At 41.1% G+C, this 11,342-nt stretch carries 14 protein-coding genes; 9 read left to right on the top strand and 5 right to left on the bottom strand.

All coding sequences use genetic code 11. The features are described 5' to 3' along the window. The first annotated feature begins 2 nt into the window (after positions 1-2). From QLQ22_RS21730 to yunB, 5 genes are all read left to right on the top strand, one after another. Positions 3-860: a DUF72 domain-containing protein gene (locus QLQ22_RS21730; RefSeq protein ID WP_223438025.1), complete on the top strand. Its 858-nt coding sequence runs from the start codon at positions 3-5 to the stop codon at positions 858-860. 20 nt (positions 861-880) lie between these two features. Beyond that, positions 881-1,705 (top strand): sulfite exporter TauE/SafE family protein, encoded by an 825-nt coding sequence (locus tag QLQ22_RS21725; protein ID WP_284015537.1) that lies wholly within the window; start codon positions 881-883, stop codon positions 1,703-1,705. Between the two features lie 15 nt (positions 1,706-1,720). Further along, positions 1,721-3,124, top strand: coding sequence for a bifunctional metallophosphatase/5'-nucleotidase (locus QLQ22_RS21720; protein WP_284015536.1), 1,404 nt, complete (start codon positions 1,721-1,723; stop codon positions 3,122-3,124). 59 nt (positions 3,125-3,183) lie between these two features. Beyond that, positions 3,184-3,486: a YunC family protein gene (locus tag QLQ22_RS21715; RefSeq protein WP_223438022.1), complete on the top strand. Its 303-nt coding sequence runs from the start codon at positions 3,184-3,186 to the stop codon at positions 3,484-3,486. Positions 3,487-3,618: 132 nt separating this feature from the next. Beyond that, positions 3,619-4,386 (top strand): sporulation protein YunB, encoded by a 768-nt coding sequence (gene yunB, locus QLQ22_RS21710; RefSeq protein ID WP_223438021.1) that lies wholly within the window; start codon positions 3,619-3,621, stop codon positions 4,384-4,386. A 135-nt stretch (positions 4,387-4,521) separates the two neighbouring features. Here the strand turns inward: yunB and QLQ22_RS21705 are convergent, their stop codons facing one another. Beyond that, entirely contained in the window at positions 4,522-5,469 is a 948-nt protein-coding gene (locus QLQ22_RS21705; RefSeq protein WP_284016919.1) for a M23 family metallopeptidase, read from the bottom strand. Positions 5,470-5,742: 273 nt separating this feature from the next. On the opposite strand from QLQ22_RS21705, the gene lipA reads away from it, so the two are divergent. Further along, positions 5,743-6,639, top strand: coding sequence for a lipoyl synthase (gene lipA / locus QLQ22_RS21700; RefSeq protein ID WP_223438020.1), 897 nt, complete (start codon positions 5,743-5,745; stop codon positions 6,637-6,639). A gap of 503 nt (positions 6,640-7,142) precedes the next feature. Here lipA and QLQ22_RS21695 read toward each other — a convergent pair. After that, positions 7,143-7,796 carry a YhcN/YlaJ family sporulation lipoprotein gene (locus QLQ22_RS21695; protein WP_284015534.1) on the bottom strand — a complete coding sequence of 218 codons (654 nt, stop codon included), beginning with the start codon at positions 7,794-7,796 and terminating at the stop codon, positions 7,143-7,145. 113 nt (positions 7,797-7,909) lie between these two features. On the opposite strand from QLQ22_RS21695, the gene QLQ22_RS21690 reads away from it, so the two are divergent. Next, positions 7,910-8,185, top strand: a complete 276-nt coding sequence (locus QLQ22_RS21690; protein WP_223443668.1) for a YutD family protein — start codon at positions 7,910-7,912, stop codon at positions 8,183-8,185. A 24-nt stretch (positions 8,186-8,209) separates the two neighbouring features. Here the strand turns inward: QLQ22_RS21690 and QLQ22_RS21685 are convergent, their stop codons facing one another. Together QLQ22_RS21685 and QLQ22_RS21680 are read right to left on the bottom strand one after the other, a co-directional pair. Further along, positions 8,210-8,497, bottom strand: coding sequence for a cytosolic protein (locus QLQ22_RS21685; RefSeq protein ID WP_223438018.1), 288 nt, complete (start codon positions 8,495-8,497; stop codon positions 8,210-8,212). Positions 8,498-8,686: 189 nt separating this feature from the next. Further along, a complete protein-coding gene (locus QLQ22_RS21680; RefSeq protein WP_284015533.1) occupies positions 8,687-8,953 on the bottom strand; it encodes a DUF3055 domain-containing protein in 267 nt (88 codons plus the stop codon). 199 nt (positions 8,954-9,152) lie between these two features. Between QLQ22_RS21680 and QLQ22_RS21675 the strand changes: the two genes are divergently transcribed. Both QLQ22_RS21675 and QLQ22_RS21670 read left to right on the top strand, forming a co-directional pair. Beyond that, positions 9,153-9,590: a DUF86 domain-containing protein gene (locus QLQ22_RS21675; protein WP_223438016.1), complete on the top strand. Its 438-nt coding sequence runs from the start codon at positions 9,153-9,155 to the stop codon at positions 9,588-9,590. An 82-nt stretch (positions 9,591-9,672) separates the two neighbouring features. Next, positions 9,673-10,443 carry a TIGR01457 family HAD-type hydrolase gene (locus tag QLQ22_RS21670; protein WP_284015532.1) on the top strand — a complete coding sequence of 257 codons (771 nt, stop codon included), beginning with the start codon at positions 9,673-9,675 and terminating at the stop codon, positions 10,441-10,443. Positions 10,444-10,700: 257 nt separating this feature from the next. Here QLQ22_RS21670 and QLQ22_RS21665 read toward each other — a convergent pair whose 3' ends face one another. Continuing rightward, positions 10,701-11,201 carry a phosphatidylglycerophosphatase A family protein gene (locus QLQ22_RS21665; RefSeq protein ID WP_223438014.1) on the bottom strand — a complete coding sequence of 167 codons (501 nt, stop codon included), beginning with the start codon at positions 11,199-11,201 and terminating at the stop codon, positions 10,701-10,703. Positions 11,202-11,342 lie beyond the last annotated feature (141 nt).

Genomic DNA, 11,342 nt, shown 5'->3' with positions numbered 1-11,342 from the left:
CATTGATTTATATTGGACTTACAGGCTGGGGAGATCATGATGCGCTTTATCCTAATGGTACTTCTGCCGGAGATAAGCTGAAGGAATACTCTGGACATTTTCCGATTGTTGAAGTGGATGCTAGCTTCTATGCTGTGCAGCCTCAGCGCAACGCAGAAAAATGGGTGAAGGATACGCCTGAGAGCTTTCAGTTTATCGTGAAAGCTTATCAGGGAATGACTGGACATCAGCGGGGAGATATACCTTTTGATTCTAAAGAAGAGATGTTCCAGGCTTTTCATCATTCTATTGCACCGTATCAGGCAGGAGGCAAGCTTGGGATGGTTTTATTTCAATTCCCGCCATGGTTTGAATGCAAAAAAGAGAATGTCAGTTATTTGAGATGGTGCAAAGAGCAAATGGGTGAAGTTCCCGTTGCGTTAGAATTCAGGCATCAATCATGGTTTGCACCTAATACATATGAGAAGACCCTAACTTTTATGGAACAGGAAAAGTGGATTCACAGCATTTGCGACGAGCCTCAAGCCGGAAGCGGGTCCATTCCCGCTGTAGTGAGAGCGACAGATAACAATAAAACGTTAATCAGGATGCACGGCAGAAATGTGCATGGATGGACAAGACCTGCAAATGGTGAAGATTGGCGGGAAGTCAGGTATCTGTACCGGTACAATCAACAGGAATTGCAGGAATGGCATGAAAAGATTGATCAGCTGAAAGATGCGACTAAAGATATTTATCTTCTCTTTAATAATAATTCAGGCGGAGACGCTGCAGATAATGCAAAACAAATGCAAAAGCTTTTAAATATTGAGTACGAAGACCTGGCACCCAGACAGCTGGATTTATTCAGCGGTGAATAAACGGAAAAGAGTTGGCTTAAATGGAATGGTTATTTCTTGTCCTGATCGGTTTTATTGCTGGTACGATCGGGAGTTTAGTGGGTCTTGGGGGAGGCATTATTGTTGTTCCGGCTATGCTGTTTTCTTCTGCCTTTTTTACGATTTTTGAAAACGTAACTCCGCAGACGGCGGTCGGAACTTCATTGCTTGTTATCATTTTCACTGGCTTATCCTCAACGCTTGCTTATATGAAGGTTAAAAAAGTAGATTATAAAAGCGGATGGATCTTTTTTATCGGAAGCGGTCCCGGAGGTTTATTAGGCGCTTATCTTAATAAGTATTTAAATTTGGATTCTTTCTCTCTTTATTTTGGGTTATTCATGATTGCTGTCTCACTGCTGCTTATGATGAGAGACAAATGGAAGCCGAAATACAGAGAGCCGGGACTGGGTGATGTAATCCGCTATTATCCATCTGAAAACGGCAATGATGCTGTTTATTTTTATAAACCTGCCCCTGCTGTCTTTATCTCATTTGGAGTTGGATTTATCTCAGGGCTGTTCGGAATTGGCGGCGGAGTTCTAATGGTCCCTGCAATGGTGCTGCTATTCTTATTTCCGCCGCATATTGCAGTCGCCACATCGATGTTTATTATTTTTCTATCAGGTCTTTCAAGCTCTGTCATGCATATCGCGCTTGGAAATGTGAACTGGCTTTTTGCTTTAGCATTAATACCGGGGGCGTGGGCAGGCGGGAAAGCAGGAGCCATGATTGCGACAAAGCTATCGGGTAAAACAGTAATCAACTTACTGCGTCTTGTCCTCATTCTGGCCGGTTTAAAACTGATTTATGAAGGTATTTTTTAATAGAGGAGAATGTAAATGGCAGAGACCATTCATCTATATCACACTAACGATTTACACAGTTATTTTGAAAACTGGCCCAAAGTTGCGCACTATTTAAAAAGAATGAAAAAAGAACATGCTGCAAACGGTGAAGAAATGATTTTAGTTGATGTTGGAGATCACATCGACCGTGTTCATCCCATTACAGAAGCAACAGAAGGAAAAGCTAATGTCGACCTTCTAAATGCCCTGAATTATGATGCCGTTACCATCGGCAATAATGAAGGAATTACACTCCCTCATGAAGCGCTTGACACTCTATACAAACATGCGCGTTTTCCGGTTGTTCTTTCAAACTTATATACGGAACTGGGTGAACGTCCGAGCTGGGTGAAGCCTTATGAAATCATCACTTTATCAAATGGCACTAAGGCAGTATTACTGGGAGTAAGCGTTTTTTACGAAAAATTTTATCAATTGCTCGGCTGGAAAATAAAAGATCCGTTTCAAAGTCTTCAGGAGACAATTCAAATGGTGAAAGATGAAGCGGATATGATCATTTTGCTTTCTCATTTAGGAATAAATGATGATGAAATCGTGGCAAAAGAGTTTCCGGAAATTGATGTCATACTCGGGGCTCATACTCATCATATCTTTGAAAAAGGGAAACTTCTGCATGGCGCTTTATTAACAGGTGCAGGGAAAAACTGTGGATTGGTTGGGCATATTTCTCTTACTGTGGATAAAACCAGCACCTTAATAGATAAGGAAGCTGAAGTTATTAACATTCTTTCAGAGCCCGAGTGTGAAGACACAAAGCAGTTTCTAGTAAATGAGACTATAAAAAGTGATGAGATCCTATCTGAAACAGTTACTGTTTTAGAAGAGGATTTATTATTGGACTGGTTTGGTCCATCAGAATTCACTGATCTATTAGCAGCTGCAATTAAAGAATGGTGCAAGGGAGAAGTAAGCATGGTGAATGCAGGAATACTGCTTGAGCCTCTTAAAAAAGGCCCTGTCACCAAAAAGGATCTGCACCGGATTTGTCCGCATCCTATTAATCCATGCACGGTTTATTTAAAAGGAGACGTCCTAAAGGAAGTTATTTTAGAAGCGCGCTCAGAAAGGATGGAGCAGCTGAAATTAAAGGGGCTTGGTTTCCGGGGCCATGTAATGGGACGAATGGTTTTTGACGGGATTGAGGTTTTTACAGAGCCATTAGAAGATGGTTTGCACCATGTAAAAGAAATTCTGGTATCAGGGGCACCTATACAGACAGAACGAATTTATGCAGTAGCTACAGTGGATATGTTTACACTTGGTGTCCTGTATCCATCTATTGGTCATGCGGAAAAGAAAACGTATTATATGCCTGAAATGCTGAGGGATCTGCTTGCCTGGAAGCTAAAACAGGTACATTCGTCCAAGAATGCCTAATTTTCACACTCCATGTCTCCTTTCTTCATAAATTGTAGAAGGAAGGGAGTGAAATAACGATGGTATCAATGACACCAATTATTATTGAAAACAATCAGTTTACAGCCATTACGGTAGCATTGCCAAAAACCAATTTTTTGGCTGTGACAAGTGAAAAGGGATACATTATGTGCGGCGCGCTTGATGTAGCTTTGCTCAATGAAAAATTAAAAGACCGCGGAATTATTGCTGGGCGTGCAGTAGGCGTCCGTACCATTGAACAGCTGCTTGATGCCCCTCTTGAATCCATTACATTTGAAGCGGAAAATCGCGGCATACATGTCGGTATGAGCGGCAGAGAGGCATTGTTAAGAATGCTGTAATGACAGAAAAACAAAAAGCGCCTTATTTTAGGAATAGCTTATTAAATATTCATTTCAAAATCATAGATGAAAAAGAATGCGTACATCCCTCCTTGCCTGCATAAACATATCATGTAAAGGGGGGATTTATTTTTGGCCAGATTCCGCAAACGCCCTCAAAAGAAGGGGCCGCTTCCTTTCCGGTATGTATTCCTGCTTACACTTGTCTTTTTTATTTTTTCTACAGCTGCAGGTCTGTGGATCGTCAATAAAGGAATTGAACCAACATTAATGACTGTTGCAGAGACAGAAACGAAACGGATTGCAACACTCGTTATTCAAAATGCAATCAATAAAGACATAAAAGAAGACGTTGATGTGGATGAAATGTTTGTTGTCGATACAGATGAAAAAGGGAATGTTACGACGATCGATTTCAACGCAAAGTTTGTAAGAAGCGTGCTTGCTAAAACAACAGATAAAATTCAAACGAACTTGAGAGAAGCTTCGAAAGGAAATATAGATGCACTTGAGCTTCCTGAGGGAGAACATATATCAAAAGATGAGCAGGGAGAGGGAATTATCTATTCCATCCCATTGGGCCAAGCTACAAATAATGCGCTTATCGGTAACCTTGGGCCAAGGGTTCCGGTTCGCTTCTATGTGGTGGGAGAAGTCCAGACTGACGTAAAAGAAACCATTCAGCAGTATGGAATTAATAATGCTTTAATTGAGATTGCGGTTGAAATTGAAGTGAATGTAGAAGTTGTTATCCCCTTCTCCACTCAAACCGCTACTGTAAGAAACACAATCCCAATTGCAATAAAAGCTGTACAGGGGCAGGTGCCAAGCTATTACAATGGCGGCGGAGGCAGTGCTCCTCCTGCACTTGATGTGCCTGAGGGCTCATCTGGAAGGTAAAAGAAGATTTGCCTATTTAATCTTCATGTAAAGACGGTGTGCCTTGAGATGCTGTCCTTTTGTTGATAAAACTTAGAGCGGAGCCATTCGATTAAACTAAAAAAGCGGGTCAGCTTATCACGGCCGACCTGCTTTTTATTTTCTTTTTCTTTTTCTGTATTCTGCACGTTCCCAAACTTTTAACTGCGGATAAGGGTCATAAGACCATTCTGTCCTGCCATTATCCTTATACATGCCGTAATGGAGATGAGGAGGGAATTTTCCCGAGGTTCCGGGAGGACCGTAGCCTGAGCTACCGACTGAACCGATTAACTGGCCAGGCTCTACAATTTGTCCTACCTGGAGACCATCAGCAAATCCGTTTAAGTGGGCAAAATAATGGTAGGTGTTTGAGCTGTCCCGTATACCAAGTCTCCAGCCGCCGAACCTGTTCCAGCCTTTCATTTCAACAATACCATAGCAAGTAGAGCTCACAGGAACCCCGTAATTAGCGAAGATGTCTGTGCCTTCATGTATTCTTCGCCCGCCCCAGCCGCGTGCATCTCCCCATGTATTTTTAAAACTGTAATTGAAGCGAATGGGAACAGGGAAGGAATGCTGATCAAGATCCAATCTTCCATATTTTTGAAAAAGTTTCATATGCCCCGATATCAATCCAATCGTTTTATCACGCTGATAGTAATCCCAAAGACCAATTTTTATATTTTCGAGATCAATTCCATAAGACAGCAAATAGGCTGCAAACGTAAACAGTACATCTTCGTCATTGTCAGGCTCAGCCTTGCCGTCGCCATTTCCATCAATCCCCATACCGCCGAACAAAGAGATGCTCGTTGGGTTTGTGTCAGACTGGTCTGGGTTTTGCATACCTGCCCATACTTCCGGCCTGATATAGATGCCAATTACGCCTTTTGCTTTTGGGATATCATTCCTGGTTCTTCTTACATTTCGCTCATATTGATCAACAGAGGCCAGTACGTACCAGGGAATTTGAGTAATGGTTTCAGCTTTTTTAAATAAGTTCATTCGTTCTTGATTAATTTGTTCAATGCTTTTATCCGCACCAAGCACCTGATTCGGCATAGCGGTACAGAAGAAACAAAGAATAAACAGGGTCCATATTTTTCTCACATTACCGGTCTCCTTTAAACCAATTTCATAACCTTAGTTTGGTGTAATAAAGAAAATTCATATGTAGAAAATGTTAGAAATTGCTTAGCTCTCTTTCCCTTGTCCTATCCTGAACTGTTATGTTAAAGTGGCTAATGTACATGTTTTATTTTCATTTTCCTTTTATGCTGATAATTCGCAGAAAACACAGAGGAATACTTACAATACATACTGGAGATGATTCAGATGGCTAAGAAAGAAGAATACCTGAGAAAGCCGGAATGGCTAAAAATAAAATTAAACACCAATGAAAATTACACAGGCTTGAAAAAAATGATGCGCGAGAACAACCTTCACACCGTTTGTGAAGAAGCAAAATGTCCTAATATTCATGAATGCTGGGCAGTGAGACGCACAGCAACATTTATGATCCTTGGCGCTGTGTGCACTCGTGCATGCCGCTTCTGTGCGGTAAAAACCGGTTTGCCGACTGAACTTGATTTACAAGAGCCGGAACGTGTTGCAGATTCAGTAGCATTGATGAACTTAAAGCACGCTGTTATTACAGCTGTTGCAAGGGATGATTTGCGTGACGGGGGAGCTAACGTATTTGCCGAGACAGTCCGCGCTGTCCGCCGCAAAAGTCCATTTACCTCAATTGAAGTATTGCCATCAGATATGGGCGGGGTTGAGGAAAACCTAAAAACGCTAATGGACGCAAGACCAGACATACTAAACCATAACATTGAAACAGTAAAACGTTTGACTCCAAGAGTTCGCGCACGTGCAAAATATGAGCGTTCCCTCGAATTCTTACGCCGCGCTAAAGAAATGCAGCCTGATATTCCTACAAAATCAAGCTTGATGATCGGACTTGGAGAAACGAAAGAAGAAATTATCGAAACAATGGATGATTTGCGTGCAAATCATGTTGATATTATGACAATCGGCCAATACTTGCAGCCTTCAAAAAAGCATCTTAAAGTATTGAAATATTACACACCTGAGGAATTTGCAGAGCTTCGTGAAATTGCAATGAGCAAAGGCTTCAGCCACTGTGAAGCAGGCCCGCTCGTACGTTCTTCCTACCATGCAGATGAACAGGTTAATGCAGCAACTAAAGCAAGACAGGCACAGGCGTAATAAAAAAGCACCCGTATCTTTGATGCGGGTGCTTTGTATTTGCGGACAGCAGGGTTCGATTGATGCAAAATTGAAAACAGGCAGATAATATCAAATTTCGGTGGTTAAATTTCAATAATCGGTGGATATGCATTTAGTGTTGGTCCTTGCCAGTCGAATCCGATTTTCTATGTTGTCTAGCTCCACCGCCCAGCCTCTCAGCCAGAACGGATTTGCCCTTATCTGTCTGACCGAGCCTATACGGGATTGTTCGTTTTTCGTGTTGTCTAGCTCCACCGCCCAACTCCTCGGCCAGAACGGATTCGCCAGTAAAGGCAAAAAGCGCCTTTACTGGCGAATCCTTATCTGTCTGTCGGAGCTAACCGGGCGGTTCCGCTTTTCTATATTGTCCAGCTCCATCTCCTAGCCCCTCGGCCAGAACAAATTCACCCAAAAAGTCAAACCCGGACTTTTCGTGTGAATTCTTATCTGTCTGTCGGGTCTAACCAGTCGATTCCGCTTTTCTATTTATACCTAGTCTGCTCGTAGTTATCCTTCATATCCTGGTCAAGGTTTTCGTTTGTTTCACCGTAGCCTTCTCCGTTTGCGTTTTCACCTTTGTTTAGTTGGCGGCCTTGTGGCGATTTCAGCATTTCTTTTATTGTCTTATTGATGATTTGATCAATATCTCTGTTGTTTGGATCTAGACCTGAGTACCCTTCGATTTGCTTAATCATTTCAGGATTATCTGAAAGGTATACATGGTAGTATCTTGGAACTACAGAAATCGCCGTTTTTTTCACTTGATCAGCTGTATCATTTCGATTTTTAGAATCGGTCTGATATGCGATCAGCACTTCTTCATCGGTTACGAGCGTAGCAACATCCTGAATATTGGGAAGCTGGATAATTAAGCTTGAAATGGCATTGGCAACCTTTTCGTGATCTATTCCCGGTACTTTGTTGTAATCTTCGTCTTCGGCCAGATTACTTTTTACATGACGGACATAGCCAAAATCGGATGAATTATTGTCTTTGCCGTTTTCTATGCCGTTTTCATTTTTTACATTAACGGTATTGCCGCCGTCTTCAAATAACTCATTTTCACTTGCAGTATTCTGGCATCCAGTTATGATGATCATACCTATCAAGGACGCCGTGAACGCGATTTTCTTCATCGCAAACACCTCCGTAACCTTAGGTTGACCAAAACAAACGCAATCTTTCTTAGCAATTGATGGGGAAATCGATTATGATAGTATTTAGACAGCTTTCATGCGAGGTGATAGTAGTGATAACGGTTCAAAATCATAGCTTTGAACTCATTAAGGATGAAAAGAATGGTTTCAATGAAGAAGCATTTAAAGCGCGTTACTCAGAAATCCTGAATAAATATGATTATATCGTCGGTGACTGGGGCTATAACCAGCTTAGACTAAAAGGCTTTTTTGATGATCAAAATCAAAAAGCTTCCTATGACACAAAAATCAGCACCCTTGATGAATACATTTTTGAGTACTGCAATTTTGGATGCGCCCACTTTGTTTTAAAAAAAATAAAGAAATAAGCCGCGGGGGAAAACCACGGCTTATTATTTTGACGTATATGGAGGTTCTTCATTTTTCTCCGGGTCATCGTGGGCAGGATGCGCTCCCGGATACTGCCTTGGCAGATTCTGATGCAGCGATTTAAACTCATAGTTATAAGCGCTGTAATACCGCTGACCCTCTTTCCACTCAGAGCTTTTGTTTTCCACAGGTTCATCCTTTCCCCGCGGTGCACCGTAAGGCCCCTCTGGGAAAATTTCCGGCAGGACCATATTTCTCATATCTTCAACATTTGAAAAATCAGTATACTCCCGTTTTTCTTTATCATCCATTGTTCCACCTGCTTTTTTCTAGAGAAGAGAGTTTATAGTTCATTGATGGCAAGCCAAATCACCCTATTGCCGGCAAGAACAAATCCGTCAAAATATCAAACGCGGACTTGATCTGTGATCTGCGCCTTTAGCTAAACGGGCGCTTCCGCTTTCCTGACTTAGTTTACGATGAATGACAGCATCTTATCCTTACACCATTTCATACAAAAATTCCCTCAGCTCAGTTGCTTCATCTTCCTCGAGGCTGAAAGCATGCTCAATATATCCCGGTTCGTTTAAGTCATCTTCGCCGATAATCGCAAAACGGCTGCTCAATAAATTCATAACAAGGTATTTTCCATAATAACGGTCTGACTTAACAATGGCTAAATCAAAGCGGCTGTTTTCACCCATGAAACTCACAAAGCGTGTTTTTGTTTCGACTGTATCATCATATAAATAAAATCTTTCGGACATGTTCATTTCCCCCTTAGCGCAGTTCATTTTATCTAATCATAGCAAACGTTTCACTTTACCGAAACAAGTTGTAAACATTTCGTTCAGTGAAAGGAATTATTACGTGAATAAATTGAAATCAGCCAAATTGTGTTAAAATACAATTACTGAGCGGCTCGTGCGTGCCGCACTTGAATGAGAAAGTTGGGAGTGTCAAAAGATGTATTTTGTAGATCGCGAAAAAATCGAAGAAACCCTGGTTTATTTTGAAAAAAACCTTACTCTATTTGCTGAGCACAAAGAATGGAAAACAGACATCGAAGTGAAAGCGCTTGAACGTCTTGCCCAAATGATCATTGAAGCCATACTCGATACCGGTAATGCAATTATTGACGGTTTTATTATGAGAGACCCGGGCAGCTATGAGGATATTATCGATATTATGCTCGATGAAAAAGTGGTTGCCGCTGCTGAAGCTGATGGACTGAAAGAAGTAATCGGTTTCCGGAAACAGCTCGTACAGGAGTATCTATTCATCGATCACACTGCACTTAAAGACATCTTTAATAAACAGTCAGTTGTGCTTGACGGTTTTCCATCCCGCGTAAGAGCTTATCTGGAAAATGAACTTGGACCGGTTTCTGCTTTTAGACATTAAAGAATAAGCGTATTATAATAAATGGACGCTTTCTTATTAAGAAGGCGTCTCATTTTTTTACATATAGCAAGGAGTGAGATGGATGAAGAAGTACAAAGGCTATTTAATTGACCTGGATGGAACCATGTATCGAGGCAAAGAGCGAATCGAAGAAGCAAGCGAATTCGTTAAATTATTAATAGAAAAAGAAATCCCATATTTGTTTGTTACCAATAATTCATCAAGAACCCCACAGCAGGTAGCAGATAAATTAAATTCATTTGATATTCCTGCAGACGAGGATAAAGTATTTACAACAAGCAGGGCAACGGCAAATTTCATTTATGAGAAAAAAGCAGATGCGACCGTTTATGTGATTGGAGAAGAAGGCATTCAGCAGGCATTGATCGAACGGGGCCTGAAGCTTGTTGATGAAAATCCTGATTTTGTCGTAACAGGGATAGACAGAGACATTACTTATGAAAAATTAGCATTGGGCTGTATTGCTGTTCGCAATGGTGCAGCTTTTATCTCAACAAATGGCGATATTGCCATACCTACAGAACGCGGACTGCTTCCGGGCAATGGTTCATTAACATCAGTCATTGCTGTTTCTACAACTGTACAGCCGATTTTTATCGGTAAACCGGAAAGCATCATTATGGAACAGGCTTTAAAAGTACTGGGTACAGACTATGAAGATACGTTAATGGTCGGCGATAACTATGATACAGATATTAAAGCGGGCATGAATACAGGTTTGGACACTCTGCTTGTCCATACTGGAGTGACTCTGCGTGAGCATTTGCTGAACTATGAGGAAAAGCCAACTTATACGGTTGATTCATTGTCTGAGTGGTTTGAAAAAATTTAATGAAGCAGATAGCGCATCGGAATTGATGCGCTTTTTTTATTGGGGGAGCTAAAAAAGGGAAAATAAGCTAATAAATAAGCGATAAAAAATTCGACGGCTAAAAAATATAAAATGGGGCTTATCGCTATAAACTAATAGTCCAGCTGCGGCGTTTAACTCCTTTATTAGAAAGGGGTCCGCTATACAAGTGAAAAGCTCCTATATGGAGGACCCTTTTCTGTCTGCCTTTGCTATCCAGGCGATTTCGCATTTCGTTATCACTCAGTATTCTTAGCCCGATGAGCAAGCCTGCTTGATGCTGCGGCTGCTATGGCTCCGATGATATCATCGAGATAGGTATGGACCATTCCGGATGATTTATCATTGAGGAATTTAAGGATTCCAGGTTTTTCTTTGTCGATATAGCCGTAGTTCGTAAATCCGATTGATCCATAGATGTTGACGATGGACAGGGCAATGATTTCATCAACCCCATAAAGGCTTTCATCACTTTCGATGATGGCCTGAAGCGGTTCCTCAAGCATTTTTTTCTCCGCCAGAATATCTAATTGTATGCCGGTTAATATGGCATTTTGCACTTCTCTTTTTGATAATACTCGATCTATATTTTCCAAACATTGATCGATTGTTAATGAAGGATGATATTTGACTTGCAGAAAGTATACAAGTTCTGCGATATCTTCTACCTTTACGCCGCGGTCCTGTATCCATTGTCTTGCTGTTTTTTCAACAATATCCATCTTCGCTTTTTCTTTCATCCATTTCACCCAATCTTCTTTTTACTATTTTACGCAAACGGCCTTCAGAATGTGTAATGAAAAATGTCAATCATTAAAAAGTGTTTAACATAGGAACCAAAATATACATAAATGTGCAAACTTGCGATTACGATAGGGTAA

Origin of the sequence: Metabacillus hrfriensis, assembly GCF_030127205.1 — a bacterium.
Lineage (GTDB): Bacteria > Bacillota > Bacilli > Bacillales > Bacillaceae > Bacillus_P > Bacillus_P dongyingensis.
Note: the sequence above shows the minus strand (reverse complement) of the source record. Positions and strands in the feature narration are given on the sequence as shown.